Raw genomic sequence first — 17664 nt, 5'->3', positions numbered from 1 at the left:
GTCCTTCCTGTGTAAAATCATATATTACAAACTATTAGATAGCTTCATTATAAGATACTTTACAAGATAAATACCATATGTAATACTTGGAATTAAAAATACATTACCTGATTAAGCAAAAAAACGTATTTTTATGGAAAGAATATTATAAAATACAATATAGCATTTAGAAAGAACCTGTGATATAATAATTGAATGTTAGCTTAAAATGCTATAGTTATGCGTAGGCATAGTGAACATAGACTGAAAAACTAAGGAGGAAAAAATGAGTACATTAGTAGAAAAAATGGAAAAAAGTCAAGTTAAAATCACAGTTGAGGTAGCTGGTGAAAAAGTAACAAAAGCTATTGATAAAGCTTATAACGCAATGAAAGGTGAAATTAAAATACCTGGATTCCGTAATGGTAAAGTGCCACGTACTATGATTGAAAAAACTTATGGTATTGAAATATTCTTTAATAAAGCTGCTGATTTTTTAATTGACGAAACATTATGGGATGCAATTGAAGAAAACAAAATAGAAATTGCAGCACGTATCCGTCCTAATGAATTAGAAGTAGTAGATATGACAAAAGAATCAATGAAATATACAGCAATCATTACTGTAAAACCAGAAGTGACACTAGGTGATTATAAAGGTGTAACTATAGAAGTAGAAGGTACAAAGGTAACAGAAGAAGAAGTAGATCAAGCTGTTGCAGCTGAAGCTGAAAAAAATGCACGTGAAATCACTGTTGAAGATAGAGCTGTAGAACCACAAGATAAAGTAACATTAGATTTTGAAGGTTTCATAGATGGTGTACCATTTGAAGGTGGTAAAGCAGAAGACTATTCTCTTGTTATTGGTTCTAAATCTTTCATTGATACCTTTGAAGACCAATTAATTGGTAAAAAAATTGGTGAAGAAAGTGAAGTCAATGTAACATTCCCAGCAGAATACCATGTACCAGAGCTTGCAGGTAAACCAGCGGTATTTAAAGTAGTTATTAAAGGGATTACAGTAAAAGAATTACCAGAAATTAATGATGATTTTGCAGCAGATATATCTGAATTTGATACATTAGCTGAATACAAAGAGAGCATTAAGGTAAAACTTGAAAAAGATAAAGAAGCAGCTAAGACACAGCAAGTAGAAAACAAAGCAGTAGAAACAGTTGTAAGTAATGCAAACATTGAAGTACCAGAAGCAATGATTGAAGAACAAGTAGATAAAAATGTAAAGAACTTTGCTAGCCGTATGAAAGCTCAAGGTTTAGAATTAGAACAATATCTTCAATTTGCAGGTCAAACAATGGATGCATTTAGAGATAACTTCAAAAAAGATGCTGAGATGCAAATTAAATCTCGCCTTGTACTTGAAAAAGTAGGAGAAGTAGAAAATTTAGAAGTTTCTGAAGAAGAAGTGGAAACAGAATTAAAAACTATTGCAGATATGTACCAAATGCCTTACGAAGAACTTAAAAAATCTTTTGGAGGATATGAAAAAGAAGCTTTAACAGCAGACCTTAAGGTTCAAAAGGCAGCTAAGCTCATTGTAGATTCTGCAGTAGTAGTAGAGAAATAATAAATGATTAAGGGAGGCTACTAATAATGAGTTTAGTTCCAGTTGTTGTAGAACAAACCAATAGGGGAGAACGTTCATATGATATTTATTCACGCTTATTAAAGGATCGCATTATTATCCTAGGTGATGAGGTGAATTCTGTTACTTCCAATCTTGTAGTGGCACAGCTTTTATTTTTAGCAGCAGAAGATCCAGACAAAGATATTATGCTTTATATTAATAGTCCTGGTGGGTCTATCACAGATGGTATGGCTATTTATGATACAATGCACCATATCAAACCAGATGTTTCAACTATCTGCATGGGTATGGCAGCAAGTATGGGAGCCTTTTTATTGGCAGGGGGAGCAAAAGGTAAACGTTTTGCTCTTCCAAATGCTGAGATTATGATTCACCAGCCACTTGGTGGAGCAAAGGGTCAAGCAACAGATATTCAAATTCAAGCAGAGCATATTCTGCGTATCAAAGACCGTATGAATAAAATGTTAGCAGAAAACACAGGGCAACCCCTTGAAAAGGTTAAACAAGATGTGGAAAGAGATAATTATATGACAGCTCTTGAAGCACAAGCATATGGCTTAATCGATAAAGTTATAGAACCACAACAATAGTAGAGGAGGTGTACAATGCCAACTAAATTTGATGACACAAAACAATTGAGATGCTCTTTTTGTGGGAAAACGCAAGAACAAGTAAAAAGACTTATTGCAGGTCCTAATGTCTATATCTGTGATGAGTGTGTGGAACTATGCTCTGAAATCATTGAAGAAGAGTTAGAGGATGCTTATGATGATGAAGTGATGGAAATGCCTAAGCCTAAAGCAATTAAAGAACATCTTGATCAATATGTGATTGGTCAAGATGATGCAAAAAAAGCTTTAGCAGTAGCGGTTTACAACCATTATAAAAGAATCAATAGACCTTCTAATAAAAACAGTGATGTTGAGGTGCAAAAAAGTAATATTTTACTTTTAGGACCTACAGGTTCTGGTAAAACGTTACTTGCCCAAACACTCGCTAAAATGCTGAATGTACCTTTTGCTATTGCCGATGCTACCTCTTTAACAGAAGCAGGTTATGTAGGTGAAGATGTAGAAAACATTCTTCTTAAACTGATTCAAGCTGCTAACTATGATGTAGATAAAGCTCAAATGGGAATCATTTATATTGATGAAATAGATAAGATTTCTAGAAAGTCAGAAAATCCATCTATTACAAGAGATGTAAGTGGAGAAGGTGTACAGCAAGCACTTCTTAAAATCTTAGAGGGGACTGTTGCTTCTGTTCCACCTCAAGGTGGTAGAAAACATCCTCATCAAGAATTTATCCAAATTGACACAACTAATATTTTATTTATCTGTGGTGGAGCATTTGATGGTATTGATAAAATCATTGAAAATCGTACAGGTAAGAAAACTATTGGGTTTGGATCTACTAATGTGAGTAAAAAGGAAAAGAATATGGGTGAGCTTCTTAAACTGGCAGAGCCACAAGACCTTATTAAATTTGGATTGATCCCAGAATTTGTAGGTCGTGTACCAGCCGTTGTTTCTTTAAATAACCTTGATAAAGAAGCACTTATTCAGATCCTTACAGAACCTAAAAATGCTTTAACTAAACAGTATAAAGAGCTATTTGAGCTAGACGGCGTATGCCTTGAGTTTGATAAAGAAGCACTTTTAGCTGTAGCAGATTTAGCTATTGAAAGGCAAACAGGTGCCAGAGGACTTCGTGCAATTCTTGAGTCAAGTATGAGAGAAATCATGTATGATGTACCCTCTTCTTCTGATACAATTGAAAAGGTTATTATTCATAAAGAGGTCATTAAAGAAGGTAAAGCACCAACTATTGTTTACAAAGATAAGACGAAAAAAGAAAAAAATAAAAAAACAGGCAATGAATCAGCCTAAGCTGTTAGTTTATACTAGCAGCTTTCTTTATTTAATAAGGTGTAGACAAATAAGAAAAAAATAACTGAAAGAAGTATCCTTTTGAGGAGTATAGGCAATACTTGGAAAGTATATGTAGAATACTCAGGAGGATAGATGATGATACAGTTTTTTTTGGTAGGAGTTCAACTCTTTTTTTCATTTGTTATAGGACTTTATTTTTTAATGCAGCTTAAAGGGCAAACCAGTTCTAAGAGTAGCATCCATAAGGATTCAGTTATTCAATATGAGAGGATGAATGCCCTGCGTAATATTTCTCTTACAGAGCCTTTATCTGAGAAGCTAAGGCCTAAAAATGAAGAAGATATTATTGGGCAAAAAGATGGAATGAAAGCCCTTAAAACTGCTTTATGTGGAGTGAATCCTCAACATATATTAATTTATGGCTCACCTGGAATAGGCAAAACAGCGGCAGCACGTATTGCCTTAGAGCTTGCTAAAAAGTCATCAGGTTCTCCCTTTAAAAGGGATGCAAAGTTTGTAGAGATTGATGCCACAACGTTACGTTTTGATGAAAGAAGCATTGCGGATCCTTTGATTGGCTCAGTTCATGATCCTATTTATCAAGGAGCAGGTGCCTATGGGCCAGCAGGTGTGCCACAACCTAAGCCAGGAGCTGTCACAAAAGCTCACGGAGGTATTTTATTTATTGATGAAATAGGAGAGCTTCACTCTGTGCAAATGAATAAACTTCTAAAGGTTTTAGAAGATCGCAAAGTGTTTTTGGAGAGCTCCTATTATTCAAGTAGTGATGAAAATATTCCAAAGCATATACATGATGTTTTTAAAAATGGATTACCCGCAGATTTTCGTTTAATTGGTGCAACTACTAAAATGCCGGAAGATATTCCCCCTGCCTTAAGATCACGTTGTGTGGAAATCTTCTTTAATGATTTATCTTATGAAGAGATTATTGCCATTGTAGATAATGTAGTAACAAGGGAGAATTTACCTATGACAGAAGAAGCTAAAGGATTTTTAGGTAAATTCTGCCAAAATGGGCGTGATGCTGTAAATATGTTGCAAACAGCGTATAGTTTAGCTACTTTAGAAGGCCGTCGAGAGATTTCTAAAAAAGATGTAGAATGGGTTGTTCAAACCGGTAAGTATTCACCTCGTTTAGAACAAAGAGTTAACCCAGAGCCTCATATTGGTAAAATAAATGGTTTAGCTGTTTCAGGAAGAGGAACAGGACTTCTTTTGCAAATAGAAACAATAGCTAATTTAGTGGGTAAGGATCAGGGAACTTTAAAGGTAACAGGCATTATTGAAACGGAAGACTTGCATATGAAAAACAGTACCATTAAGCGAAAAAGTATGGTTGCAAGTTCCATCGAAAATGTATTAACTATTCTTAAAATACGATATAATATAGAGGTGAATGATTACTTCATCCATATTAATTTCCCTTCAGGTATGCCAATTGATGGACCTTCAGCAGGTATAGCTATTTTTTCAAGCGTATATTCTGCTATTTGCAATAAAAGTGTGTCAGGAGAAATTGCCATGACAGGAGAGGTTTCCATACAAGGGGATGTATGTCCTGTAGGAGGCGTTTATGAGAAAGTACTAGCTGCAAGCAGGGCAGGTGCTAAGAAGGTCATTATACCTAAGGCGAATATGCAAGAGCTTCTTTTAAATCACGGAGTTGAGATAGTGGCAGTGGAGCGTATTGAAGAGGTAGTAGAAGCTGCCTTTGATGAAGCGTTAATTGATAAAGCAAACACTATAATGCATGCATAGTTAAGAAAGACAAGATAAGAGGGTGATAGGATTGAATAAAGAAATTAAGCGTGTACCTATACTTCCTTTAAGAGGTATTACAGTGTTTCCAGAAACAGTAATGCAGCTTGATGTAGGGCGAGAGAAGTCCCTAAAGGCTATTGAAGAATGTATGAAGGAAGATGAAAGATTATTGGTAGTTGCTCAGAAAGATGCAGATGTTCATGAGCCTACAGAAGAAGATATTTATACAATTGGTACTTTAGTAGAAGTAAAGCAAGTAACGAAGTTAAGAGAAGGCCAGGTGAAAGTCTTTATTAAGGGTGAAGCTAGGGCTAAGATTTTAACAGTGGAAAAGGATTTTGTATGGGCTGAAATTGAGCTTTTAGAAGAGCAAGAAGAAGTTTTAGATGCACATCATGAAGCGATGTTAAGGACACTAGGAGAAACCTTTGAGGAGTATGCCAGACTTAATTCTAGGATATCAGAAGAGATGCTACTTGGTATTTTAGGGCTAAAAAGCACGAGTCAGATGATGGATGTTATTATTGCCAATATGACACTTGAAGTAGATAAAAAGCAAGATGTATTAGCTTGTACGAATAAGCTTGAGCGTATGTATAAAGTGATTTCTATCTTGGAAAATGAGATAGAAGTCTTAAAGGAACAAAACAAAATCTATGCAAAGGTTAAAAAGAATATAAATGCCTCTCAGAAGGAATACTTTTTAAGAGAGCAGATTAAAGTTATTCAAGAAGAGCTTGGAGAAAAGGATAGTAATAGTCAAGAAATTGAGATTTATCGCAAGCGACTAGCACATCTTAATCCACCTCAAGAGGTTTTAGATAAGCTAGAGAAGGAATTTAGTAGGCTCACAAAACTACCTCCTACTTCTCCTGAAAATGGCTTTATTAAAAATTATATTGAAAGTGTCCTAGACATTCCTTGGGGACAGCTTACATCAGAGGAAGATTCCCTTAAAAAGGCGAGCTCCCTATTAGAAAAAGAGCATTTTGGTTTAAATAAAATCAAAGAGAGAGTAGTGGAGTATTTAGCTATTAAAAAGCTTTCACCAGATATAGAGCCTCCTATTTTATGTTTGGTAGGGCCACCAGGTGTAGGGAAAACGTCCATTGCACGCTCTATTGCTGAGGCAACAGGTAGGAATTATGTGCGTATTTCTTTAGGTGGCTTAAGAGATGAAGCAGAGATAAGAGGGCATAGAAGGACTTATGTAGGAGCTATTCCAGGGCGTTTTGCCTATGGACTTAGTCAGGCTAAATCCATGAATCCTGTAATGGTACTAGATGAGATTGATAAGATGATGGGAGATTTTAGAGGAGATCCAGCAGCAGCACTTTTAGAGGTTTTAGATAGTGGGCAAAACAGCCATTTCAGAGATCACTATATAGAATTACCTATTGATTTATCAAAGGTATTCTTTATAGCAACAGCCAACAGCTTATCTACTATTCCAAAGCCACTTTTAGATCGGATGGAAATCATCGAAGTAACAAGCTATACACTCCTTGAAAAAATGCAAATTGCTAAAAAATATCTTCTTCCTCGTCAACTAAAAAAACATGCTTTACAAAATGTAAAAATAAGTTCTGCTCAATTAGAATATGTGATTGAGCACTATACAAAAGAAGCAGGTGTAAGGAATTTAGAGAGAATACTAGGCAAGCTGTGTAGAAAGGCTGCTAAGGAACTTGTAGAAGCTAATCTTAAGCAGCTCACCATTACTCAAGCTAGAATAAGAGCTTACTTAGGTCAAGAAACGTATATGTATGAAAAGAAAAATGAAAAGCCAGAGATAGGAATTGTGAGAGGCTTAGCTTGGACTGCAGTAGGGGGTGATACCCTTTCTATTGAAGTAAATGTGATGAAAGGGAAAGGGCAATTAGAGCTTACTGGACAAATGGGAGATGTAATGAAGGAATCAGCTAAGGCAGCCATGAGCTATATTCGTTCTGTTGCCACTACGTTGCAAATCCAAGAGAATTTTCATAAGGAGTATGATATACATATTCACATCCCAGAAGGAGCAGTGCCTAAGGATGGTCCTTCAGCAGGCATTACAATGGCAATAGCAATCATATCAGCACTTAGCAAAAAACCAGTAAGAGCGGATGTGGCTATGACTGGTGAAATTACCATCAGAGGGCGCGTATTAGCTATTGGTGGACTGAAAGAAAAGCTTTTAGCAGCTAAGAGAGCTGGTATAAAGCTTGTGATTTTACCTAAGCAAAATGAAAGAACTATAAAAGAGATAGATGCAAGCATTTTAGAAGAACTAGAAATTGTTTATGCAAGTACGATGGATGAGGTACTTGAGCATGTATTTATTTAAAAAGGAGCTTTAAGATGAATGTAACAAAAGCAGAAATGATCATAACAGCTGGAAATAAGAGTCAATTTCCAGAACACGATTTACCTGAAATTGTATTTGCAGGTAAGTCGAATGTAGGAAAATCTTCCCTTATCAATACCCTTGTTAATCGCAAGGCTCTTGCGAGAACGAGTTCACAACCTGGTAAAACGCAAACAATTAACTTTTATAAGGTACAGGATCAGTTTATGTTTGTGGATTTGCCTGGTTATGGCTATGCCAAAGTTTCTAAAACAGAAAGAGAAAAATGGGGAAAACTTATTGATGGCTATTTACAAGATAGGCAGGAGTTACAAAAGGTCATCTTGCTTATTGACATCAGACATGAGGTTGGAGCTAATGATAAGATGATGTATGAATGGATTTCGCATTATCACAAAGGGGTTATTGTAGTAGCTACTAAAATGGACAAAATAAAAAGAAGTCAGGTTCAAAAGCATCTAAGTATGATTAAAAAAGGTCTGGGACTTACGCAAGCAGATAGCTTAATAGGTTTTTCGGCTGAAACGAAGCAAGGGAAAGAAGAGTTATGGGAAATAATTGAGAAGAATCAATTAGAAGACTAGTAAGAATAAAAAGAGAAGCTGCTGTGCATTCAATAAGTATCAAACTAACAAAAATTGTAAAAAAACATAATATTTGTTAGTTAGCTATTGAATTTTACAGCAGTTTTTCATTATAATAAAAAGAGAAGGATGAAAAAAGTAAGGAGGTGGCAAGAAATGAAAGATGGCTATTATTTAAAGAAAGGGAAATTAGAGCTATCGGTACTTGATGAAGAGATTGAAGAGGAAGAAATAGCTTCATTAAAAGTATCAGATGAAGTTTATAGTACTTTAAAGTCAATGGGGGAATTCCTTACTCAAGATACCATAGAAGTAACAGATGAAGAAAAACTTCTTTTAATAGGGAACATAGAAGAGATAACTTGTGAAAAAGAGATAGATATAGAAAGTAAAGATGAAAAGCATCTTTTAAAAGCCACCCAAGAAGTGCGTGGAGGAACAATGCAGCAACAAGCCATTGATCAATTATTAGATGAGCATTTTGGAAAGGTAAAACCAACCTTTAAATACGCAGCAGAGCTAAAAAGCAAGATTGATGCACGTATTGCATGGATAAAATCTTATTCTTCTCAAATAAAATAATCATTTCAACTTAATGGCAAAATTTACACATAAAGAGGTTGACACTCTATGTAATGTGTGATATCATAATTTTCGTCGGAATGGTTCGACAAGCATATTATAAGTGATATGCGCGAGTGGCTCAGTTGGTAGAGCATCTCCTTGCCAAGGAGAGGGTCGCGGGTTCGAGTCCCGTCTCGCGCTTATCGGGGTGTGGCTCAGTTTGGCTAGAGCGCCTGATTTGGGATCAGGAGGTCGCAGGTTCGAGTCCTGTCACCCCGATTTTTTTTGCTTTTTAAAAGGTATTACGGAGTATCTATGGTTTATATAAAGAAGATGTCAATCAAGCGATTGGCATCTTTTCTTTATGTGTTCATTTTTGCAAAAAAATGTATTGTCGATTTATAAAATTTATTGACAAATTTTAAATAAATGATAGAATGAAGGTGCTATGTAAGAGTATGCAGCTTATGCTGCTAGGAAAGTTGGGTGAGAATCCCACACGGTCCCGCCGCTGTAAATACATTGGTACCTTCATATGCCATTGGGAAAGCTTATTCCTGAGAAGGCGAAGGTATGTATCTGTATGAGTCAGAAAGCCTGCTTACACAGTTTGAATTCTAGTTTGCTGCGTGGAGACAGCTTGGCTGGAGACTGATTAAAATAATGATACTCAAAGATAGGATAAAAGACTTTTAAGTAAACATATCCTTTTTTGGGGTGTATTATTGCGACCATTCTTTCTGTCAAGATGCCCTTCTAGGGTTCAGTCAGAAAGGATGGTCGTTTTTATGATTTCAAAAAAAATTCAAACAGAGACTGGGAATGCATGGCGTGCTAAACTGAAACTTCCTGATGGAAAACTGACATTACGTGCGCAAAGTGAGGAGGTTGAAAAAGAATTTTGGCGTTTACGACAAAAAACAGGACAACTAGCTTTGGATTCTTATAGAGAGCCTATTTGTAAAGAATTACTCCAACTTCTTCAAACGTATAAGATTCATTCAGCCCTTGAAATGGGTCCTGGATGGGGTAATTATACCTTTTTTTTAGCAAAGCATTGTAAACAACTTACTTGTGTAGATATTTCTCAAGATAACTTAGATTATTTAAACAAAGAAGCTAAGGAAAAAGGATTATTAGTTCCTCACCTGCTATGTAGCCCTTGGGAAGAGGTGGATATAAGTGTACCTACCTATGACTTAGTATTTGGCTATAACTGTTTTTATCGTATGACACATATTGAAGAAAATCTCCTTAAAATGCATCAGGCTGCATCGCGTTTATGTGTAATTGGTATGAACTCTCCACCAGAATTACCTTGGTTGCCAGCATTAGAAAAAGAGCTTCATCTTCCTGTACGTTATACTCGAGTTGGATGTAAAGAGCTACAGAAGATTTTAAGTGAGCTAGGAATCCAGGCAAGACGAATAGAGATTCCTAATCAAAGGAACTATGTTTATTCTTCTATAGATGAACTCGTTGCTAATGCAGAAAGGATGATTTGTGGTACATATGACAGAGAAAGCTTGGAAACAGTGTTACTCCAATATCATGAACCACTTGCTGATGGAGCCTTAATATGTCGTTACGTATTTACATCAGAGTTGTTAGTTTGGGAAACATTCAAGAAGTAGCAAAAAATAACTGTAGTTTAAACATAAGAGGAGGAAAAGAAGCAATGAAATTTTTAAGAAAAAATTTATTAAAGTCAATAATGGCTAGCATAATGGTATTAATAATGTTATTAGGGAGTATAGGATGTAATAAAACTAACGTCAATAATAATGCATCCAAGGAAGCCGCAGAACAAACTCAGAAGCCAGCAGAGTCTAATGAGCCCCAAGTGGATAATGATACAGAGATTGTACTGGCAGGTTACCGTAATTTAGCACCAGGTGAAAAAGATGGTTATTATTGTAGTAAAATTCTCTATGTATGGGAGCCTTTAATTACTCAAGATGAGAATGCTGCTCCTATCCCTTGTCTAGCAGAAAGCTGGGAAATGAGTGAAGATGGAACAAGATGGACATTTAACTTACGTCAAGGTGTTCAATTTCATGATGGTACAGACTTTAATGCAGATGCAGTTATTGCAAACTTTGATCGTATGAAGATGGGGATCAAAAAATCCTCCTTTTACCCATTGGATATAGACTCTCACTATCCTAACTTAACAGGTTATGAGAAGACAGGAGAGTATCAAATCTGTTTAACCTTCTCTGTACCTTCTCCTACACAGCTTTACAATATGGTGAATTTTGGAAGTGCCATCTTTAGTCCTACTGGCTTTGATGAAGAAGGCAATTTTAAAGGTATTGTACAAGGAACAGGACCTTTTAAAATGAAGGAAAATGTGCTCAATGAATATGTTCTTTTAGAACGTAATGAAGATTATTATGGTGAAAAAGCAAAAGCTAAAACAATGCGTATAAAGGTAATACCTGATGCGGATACACGATTCTCAGCACTTAAAGCTGGAGAAATAATGGGAGTCATTGACCTTAATGCTATTCCGGCTGCACTTGCTGTAGAATTAGAAGGCAGTGAAGATTTTGCTTTAACCACCACTAAATCTACTATGATTCGCTTTTTAGCTGTTAATGGAACAACTTTCCCTTTCAATGATGTACGTATGAGACAAGCCCTTAGTCTTGCTCTTGACCGCAATATGTTGACAGATGAACTTTACTATGGTTTTGCTACACCAACTACTAATATTCTTAATTATGCCACTCCATTTTACAAAGAAATTCCAGTTAATGAAAATATGGAGCAGGCAAAAGCTCTCGCTCAAGAAGTTCTAGGAGATGAAAAGATAACAGTAACTTATCTGTATAACAGTGGAGAAGCTACCCAAAAGGCAGAAGCAGAGCTGATTTCTTCTTGGCTTTCTGAAATAGGTATTAACTGTGAGCTTCAGCCAATGGAAATGGCTACAATGAAAGAAGAAATGAAGAAAGGGGAGTATGGTTTAGCGCGTTTACAGCAAGGGTTATCTAATTCTGAGCCTGCTACCATTTTCCGCCGTTTTATGCTTACATCAGGTGATCATAATCAAAATTATGTATTAGGCTATCAAAGTGATGAAGTGGATGAACTAATGGCAAAAGCCTCAGAAGCCCTTGATATGACAGTACGCACGGAGTGCTATAATCGTATCCAAGAAATATCTACCAAGGAACTTCCAGTCATTCCATTGTTTAATGATACAACATTAATGGCTTATAGTACCAAGCTAACAGGTTATGAAGCTAAACTATATGGCATTGAATTACCACAAGTTACTTGGAGCGAATAAAACGATGAAACACTATCTCTTGCAAAAGTTATTTTCTTTATTTCTCGTGCTGTTTGGTATTTCTCTTGCGGCATTTGTTTTAGGTATACTTACACCAGGTAATCCAGCAGAATTAGCCCTTTCTAAAGGTGGCTATAGTCCTACACCAGAGCAAATTAAAGAAATAGAAATTGAAATGGGGTTAGATGTCCCTTATCCTGTGCAATATGTAAAATGGCTAAATCGCGTATTACATGGAGATTTAGGGACTTCCTATGCCAGTAGCCGTCCAGTTCGTCAAGAATTGATAGAAAGAATACCAATTACTCTTAAGCTGGGAAGTTGCGCTATGGTCGTTACTTGTATAAATGGGATACTAATAGGTTGCATAGCAGCAGCCTTTAGAGGAAAAGGGATAGATAAAATCGTTCAACTTGGTATTAACATTTCACTGTCTTTACCTGCCTTTTGGTTTGCACTACTACTTATTTTATTTTTTTCAGAAAGCTTAGGTTGGTTACCAACCAGTGGAAATGGCGGTATACGTTTTTTAATTATGCCTACTACGGTACTTGCTCTTCCAGCTTCTGCTACAGCAGCCCGTTTAATGCGCTCCTCCCTCCTAGCAGAATTTGGAAAACCTTATTATTTGGCAGCTATTGCAAGAGGAACAAATCGCTTTGAGCAGATTATAAAAAATGCTTTACCTAATGCTATTGTGCCAGTTATTGCCTTAATGGGAAATACTTTAGGTGGCTTATTAGGAGGCTCTGTTATAGTAGAGACAATTTTTGCTTTGCCTGGAATTGGAAGCTATGCCATAGAGGCCATTTATGGGAGGGATTATCCTGCTCTGCAAGGCTATGTTTTAGTAACAGGTTGTGTTTATGTGCTTGTTTCCCTTTTGGTAGATGGCATAAGTCTTTTATTAGATCCTAAAGTTCGCGTGGGAAGGAGGAGGCTATGAAGAAAAGTGATTTTCAAATGAAGATAGCTATAACACTCCTAAGTTTTATTATATTATCTGGCTTATTAGCACCTTGGTTAGCTCCTTATGATCCCAATGAAATCCATATGGCAGTACGCTTACAGGGGCCATCTAAGGAGTATTTATTTGGAACAGATGCCCTTGGAAGGGATATGTTAAGTCGCATCTTGTACGGAGGACGGGCTTCTATTTTATTAGCCTTAATTGCCACAACATTATCTATGACATTAGGGATGATAATAGGTGTATGTGCAGGTTACTTTACAGGAGTATGTGATATAGTCTTAACAGTAGTTACCCAAATTTTTCAGGGCATTCCAGGGACATGCTTAATGATTGCTATTGCAGGTATTTTAGGACCTGGCATGAATCATTTGTTACTAGCATTAGTAGTCACTTCTTGGGCTGGATTTTCAAGGATTGTTCGTACTGAAACCTTACGTATTCGTGAACAGCCATACATGGAAGGACTTCGTGCTTTAGGGGCAGGAACATCTACCTTATTATTAAAGCACCTTATCCCTAACATGTTACCTAATGTGGTAGTTTTATTTACCACTCGGGTAGGTAGAAGTGTACTTTCCATTGCTTCTTTAAGTTATTTAGGACTAGGCTTACAACCACCTCATCCTGATTGGAGTGTAATGATTAGCGATGCACGTTTGCATTATCGAAGTGCACCTCATTTAATTATCGTACCGGGACTTTGTATGTTTACTCTGTTATTTGCCATTAATCTCTTGGGAGATGCTCTTAGAGATAGAATGGATGTGCGTGAGGAGGAGGTAAAGGAGTGGTAGGAAAGAGTTTATTCATAGAAGAATTATCTGTAGATTTTATGATTTCAACAGGTAAGGTACGGGCAGTAGATGGAGTGAGTGTAGTATTTGAATCTGGCAAGATTACAGGTCTAATTGGTGAAAGTGGTTGTGGTAAGTCCGTTTTAGGGATGGCTATTTTGGACTTATTACCAGCTTATGCTACGCTTAATGGAAAAATTGATTGGGGGGAGCAATCCTTAAACGAATATTCTATTCGAAAAAGAAAACTGTTAGGACGTGAAATCGGACTTATTCCTCAAAGTCCTTCAGAGTCTCTTAATCCCAGTCGCAAGGTAAAAGCACATCTTAATGAAGCGCTTAGACCCTTAGGGTTAAAACGTCAAGAACGCTATAAAAAGGCAGAAAAATTACTAAGAGATTTTGGATTTAATGAGCCTAAACGTATTTTAAAAGCTTATCCTCATGAATTAAGTGGGGGAATGCAACAACGCGTACTTTGTGCGATTGGGACAGCTTGCTCACCAGAGTGGATTATTGCAGATGAACCTACTAAGGGGCTTGACTCAGAGCTTTGTAAGCAAGTACAACAAACACTTCAATCACTTAGGATACAGGGGATTAAAAGTATGCTTGTTATTACCCATGATTTGCAGCTAGCAGAAGATCTATGTGATACCATAGCTGTTATGTATGGGGGGCAAATCGTTGAGATGGGAGATGTACTCCATCACCCTCTCCACCCTTATACAAAAGCCTTCTTAGATGCTTTACCTAAAAATGGGCTACATCCTATTTCACAGATAAATAAGGGAGTAGAACAATACTCCAAAGGGTGTTGTTTTGCAGCGCGTTGTTTAAAAAGCAGACCAAGATGTTTTCAAGAAAAGCCGCCTTATAAGGGCGATAAAATGCACTGGGTGAGGTGCTTCGATGCAGGATAAAGCTAAGATTTTAGAAGCCAAAAATATTACCAAAATTTTTCAAAACGGGTTTGGAAAAAAGTCTATATGTAGTTTAAAAAATGTGGATATCACACTGAATGAAGGAGAAATTTTAGGCTTAATGGGACCATCTGGCTGTGGGAAAAGTACGCTAGCACGTATCTTACTTAGACTCCTACCAACAGATAGTGGAGAAGTTTTATGGAAGGGAGAAGCTATTACTAAAAAGTGTGGGCATCAGTTATTAGCTTTTCAAAGAGGTGTACAATTCATTCCTCAAAGGCCAGAATCTTCCTTTGACCCACGTTTGCGACTAGGGAAAAGTGTGGTGGAGCCACTTAGTTTTTTTAAGGAATCGTGGTCAGAAAAAAACAGAAAGCGTTTACAAGTACTTCTTACACAGCTTTCCATTTCAGAGGAACTTTTAGGGCGTTACCCCCATCAAGTCAGTGGAGGAGAGATTCAAAGATTAGCACTTTGTAGAGCGTTGCTGCTACAACCTGAGGTTTTGATTCTCGATGAGTCTACTTCCATGCTAGATGTTTCTGTTCAGGCGCAAATGATACAAATCCTAGCTGATCTTCAAGAGAAGCATCATTTATCTTATTTATTTATTACACATGATAGAGAACTTGCAAATTACTTTTGCAATCGGATAATCGTTATGGAAAAAGGAGAGATACTTAAAAAGGGAATACTACAAAACTAGTTAACTGGTTTTGTAGTATTCCCTTTATTGTGATAAAAGCTCTAATATTTGACTGTATAAATCGCTGGCGTTATTTTGCCATTTGTTACAAAGCTCGATAGCTTGTTTTTTGGAGCCTACATTGATACTAAGCTCCATAAGAGTGGATTTGTTTTCTGTTACCTTACAATGTACCATGTATTCATTGTCTTTATGAGGTAAGTATTCAGCGTGAATATCTAATTCACTTCTAAACTTACGCCAATTATTTTGAATGAGTAAATCCAAATCTTTTTTCGTGAAGTCCGGTATTCTAGAAGAAAAGAATTCTAAAGTTTGTAAGCCTTTATCTGTAATCTCAAAGTAAGAGGTATTGTTTTGCTTAGAAGTCATTAATAAATTTGATTTCTCGAGTTCATTTAAATATTGTTGGAGAGAAAAATAGTTGGTATACCCTTTGTCTAACATAATCTCTGTAACCTGAGAGAGGGAAAGGGGCATTTTTACTTGAGATAAAAGATAAAGTATGATGAGTTTATTAACAGTAAAATCTTCATGGATATTAATCATAGCTTTCCTCCTCACACCATTTCTTTCATTGTATATTAAAACAGATGTAAACTCAATATTTGTTTAGAATTTCCCTTGATAGATGTCATGTAATTTTAAATAATGATTTAAATGATTAAGAACTTGTTTTTTATTTCTAGTCCATAAGGGAGCTAAGAGGTGATCACCTGCACCATCCCCTGTTAAACGATGAATCACAAAATGAGAAGGTAATAATTTAAGGATTTCTCCTACGGCAAAAATATATTCTTCTTCTGTTAAAAGGGGAAAAGGATTTTTTTGATAAATTCTACCTAGAGGTGAATCATCTAAGATATGGAGCATATGGATTTTCACACCCTGCAGAGGAAGTTGACCAATAAAACGGGCAGTAGCAAGATAATCTTCGAGCGTTTCACCCGGTAATCCAATAATAAGATGCGCTACTACTTCAATACCATAAGATGCCAGTTTAAAGACAGCATCTTTAAAGCAGTCTAAGGTATAGCCTCTATTCATTTGCCGAGCAGAAGCTTCATTACTAGTTTGTAGACCTAATTCTATCCAAAGATGTGTGCGCGTACTTAATTCTTGCAAATAAGCCACTGTCTCATCTTCTAAGCAATCTGGCCTAGTAGCAATAGCTAGTCCAACGAGCTGAGGAAAGGCAAGAGCTTCTTCATATTTAGCCTTTAGAGTAGCTAAAGGAGCATATGTATTGGTATAGGATTGAAAGTAGGCTATATATTTTGTAGATTGGGGCCATTTTTTACTGACCAGGTCTAAAGCCGAGTGAAGCTGCTGAGTGATGCTAAGCTGAGCACTTGGGGTAAAATCACCACTCCCTTCAGCACTACAAAAAAGGCAACCTTTGGTGGAGAGCTTTCCATCTCGATTTGGACAAGTAAAACCACCATCAATAGAAAGCTTAATGACTTTACTGCCATGAGCTTCCCTTAAAAAACGATTTAAGCTATAAAAGTGTTCAGTAGAAGACATAAATACCTCTTTTAATAACAAATGTTTCAATAGATAAATAAATATTCAAACCATCAATCAACGCAATAAAAAAGCTTATAGTGTATATAATAAAAAGTATAAGATAAAAAAGAGAAGATAATATAAGCTTAATAACTTATATTATCTTATAGAAGCTATTGGATTGCAAGGAGCATTTCTTCTTTTCGTGTACGAATTTCCTCACAGGTCCTAAGGATTTCTTCCCACCCTACATCTGTAGTCACTGTTCTTGTAAATTGGATAAAATCTTGGCGAAGTTTACCTGTATACTCCTTCTTTATAGTTTCTACTTCTTGGTCACTAGTAGCTGTAGATAAAGCATCTAAAAAATCTTTTGCACGCTTTGAAGACACAAAGGGCAAATAAGGCTGAATAGCATCAAGCTCTTGTTGAAGTGCTTTATACTGAAGTTGAAAAGGATTACCCTCTACATGATCCATATAGGCATAAAAGGCATCCAAATTAAGAAAACGAATATTGCCAAGTGAGGAGTAGTCAAAGTCACTTAAAATACTTCTAAAGCGTTGCAGATGCTGCTCAAGTTCTAGTCTAGTAAGCAAAGTTGCCATTTTAAAGTCCCCCTTAATAAGGAATTAAGAATCAATCTTGTGTATCTACAAATTAGTATATCCAGCATAAATTAAAAAAGTGTATGTAAATTT

At 36.3% G+C, this 17664-nt stretch carries 16 protein-coding genes, 2 tRNA genes and 1 riboswitch; of the genes, 15 read left to right on the top strand and 3 right to left on the bottom strand.

Annotated features, from left to right (window positions below; genetic code table 11):
• The first annotated feature begins 265 nt into the window (after positions 1-265).
• From tig to CS063_RS10670, 15 genes are all read left to right on the top strand, one after another.
• Complete coding sequence (gene tig, locus CS063_RS10740; RefSeq protein ID WP_099449704.1) at positions 266-1564, top strand: trigger factor; 1299 nt, start codon at positions 266-268, stop codon at positions 1562-1564.
• Between the two features lie 26 nt (positions 1565-1590).
• A complete protein-coding gene (gene clpP / locus CS063_RS10735; protein WP_099449703.1) occupies positions 1591-2175 on the top strand; it encodes an ATP-dependent Clp endopeptidase proteolytic subunit ClpP in 585 nt (194 codons plus the stop codon).
• A gap of 15 nt (positions 2176-2190) precedes the next feature.
• Positions 2191-3474 carry an ATP-dependent Clp protease ATP-binding subunit ClpX gene (gene clpX / locus CS063_RS10730; RefSeq protein WP_099449702.1) on the top strand — a complete coding sequence of 428 codons (1284 nt, stop codon included), beginning with the start codon at positions 2191-2193 and terminating at the stop codon, positions 3472-3474.
• Between the two features lie 135 nt (positions 3475-3609).
• The gene (gene lonB / locus CS063_RS10725; protein WP_099449701.1) at positions 3610-5256 is read left to right on the top strand and encodes an ATP-dependent protease LonB; all 1647 of its coding nucleotides are present in this window, start codon (positions 3610-3612) and stop codon (positions 5254-5256) included.
• A 22-nt stretch (positions 5257-5278) separates the two neighbouring features.
• Positions 5279-7588 (top strand): endopeptidase La, encoded by a 2310-nt coding sequence (lon, locus tag CS063_RS10720; RefSeq protein ID WP_308415490.1) that lies wholly within the window; start codon positions 5279-5281, stop codon positions 7586-7588.
• 14 nt (positions 7589-7602) lie between these two features.
• Positions 7603-8193 carry a ribosome biogenesis GTP-binding protein YihA/YsxC gene (gene yihA, locus CS063_RS10715; protein ID WP_099449699.1) on the top strand — a complete coding sequence of 197 codons (591 nt, stop codon included), beginning with the start codon at positions 7603-7605 and terminating at the stop codon, positions 8191-8193.
• Between the two features lie 156 nt (positions 8194-8349).
• The gene (locus tag CS063_RS10710) at positions 8350-8775 is read left to right on the top strand and encodes a hypothetical protein (protein WP_099449698.1); all 426 of its coding nucleotides are present in this window, start codon (positions 8350-8352) and stop codon (positions 8773-8775) included.
• Positions 8776-8885: 110 nt separating this feature from the next.
• A tRNA-Gly gene (locus tag CS063_RS10705) sits at positions 8886-8958 on the top strand.
• Between the two features lie 3 nt (positions 8959-8961).
• Positions 8962-9036 (top strand) — tRNA-Pro (locus CS063_RS10700).
• A gap of 145 nt (positions 9037-9181) precedes the next feature.
• Positions 9182-9376: riboswitch (cobalamin riboswitch) on the top strand.
• A gap of 169 nt (positions 9377-9545) precedes the next feature.
• The gene (locus CS063_RS10695) at positions 9546-10391 is read left to right on the top strand and encodes a class I SAM-dependent methyltransferase (protein WP_180270758.1); all 846 of its coding nucleotides are present in this window, start codon (positions 9546-9548) and stop codon (positions 10389-10391) included.
• Positions 10392-10435: 44 nt separating this feature from the next.
• A complete protein-coding gene (locus CS063_RS10690; protein ID WP_180270757.1) occupies positions 10436-12055 on the top strand; it encodes an ABC transporter substrate-binding protein in 1620 nt (539 codons plus the stop codon).
• On the top strand, positions 12018-13001 hold the full coding sequence (locus tag CS063_RS10685; protein ID WP_308415489.1) for an ABC transporter permease: 984 nt from the start codon (positions 12018-12020) through the stop codon (positions 12999-13001). The genes CS063_RS10690 and CS063_RS10685 overlap by 38 nt, the downstream gene beginning before the upstream one ends.
• Positions 12998-13822 (top strand): ABC transporter permease, encoded by an 825-nt coding sequence (locus CS063_RS10680; RefSeq protein ID WP_099449694.1) that lies wholly within the window; start codon positions 12998-13000, stop codon positions 13820-13822. The genes CS063_RS10685 and CS063_RS10680 overlap by 4 nt, the downstream gene beginning before the upstream one ends.
• The gene (locus CS063_RS10675) at positions 13816-14745 is read left to right on the top strand and encodes an ABC transporter ATP-binding protein (protein ID WP_099449693.1); all 930 of its coding nucleotides are present in this window, start codon (positions 13816-13818) and stop codon (positions 14743-14745) included. The genes CS063_RS10680 and CS063_RS10675 overlap by 7 nt, the downstream gene beginning before the upstream one ends.
• Positions 14735-15454: an ABC transporter ATP-binding protein gene (locus CS063_RS10670; RefSeq protein ID WP_308415488.1), complete on the top strand. Its 720-nt coding sequence runs from the start codon at positions 14735-14737 to the stop codon at positions 15452-15454. The genes CS063_RS10675 and CS063_RS10670 overlap by 11 nt, the downstream gene beginning before the upstream one ends.
• 24 nt (positions 15455-15478) lie before the next feature.
• Here CS063_RS10670 and CS063_RS10665 read toward each other — a convergent pair whose 3' ends face one another.
• From CS063_RS10665 to CS063_RS10655, 3 genes are all read right to left on the bottom strand, one after another.
• Entirely contained in the window at positions 15479-16003 is a 525-nt protein-coding gene (locus CS063_RS10665; RefSeq protein WP_099449692.1) for a DUF4364 family protein, read from the bottom strand.
• A 63-nt stretch (positions 16004-16066) separates the two neighbouring features.
• Positions 16067-16981, bottom strand: a complete 915-nt coding sequence (locus CS063_RS10660) for a TIGR01212 family radical SAM protein (protein ID WP_099449691.1) — start codon at positions 16979-16981, stop codon at positions 16067-16069.
• A gap of 155 nt (positions 16982-17136) precedes the next feature.
• Positions 17137-17571, bottom strand: coding sequence for a hypothetical protein (locus CS063_RS10655; RefSeq protein WP_099449690.1), 435 nt, complete (start codon positions 17569-17571; stop codon positions 17137-17139).
• Positions 17572-17664 lie beyond the last annotated feature (93 nt).

The sequence above is a fragment of the Sporanaerobium hydrogeniformans genome (genome assembly GCF_002735925.1).
GTDB classification, from domain to species: Bacteria; Bacillota; Clostridia; order Lachnospirales; family Cellulosilyticaceae; genus Sporanaerobium; species Sporanaerobium hydrogeniformans.
This window is presented reverse-complemented; position numbering and strand designations above follow the sequence as displayed.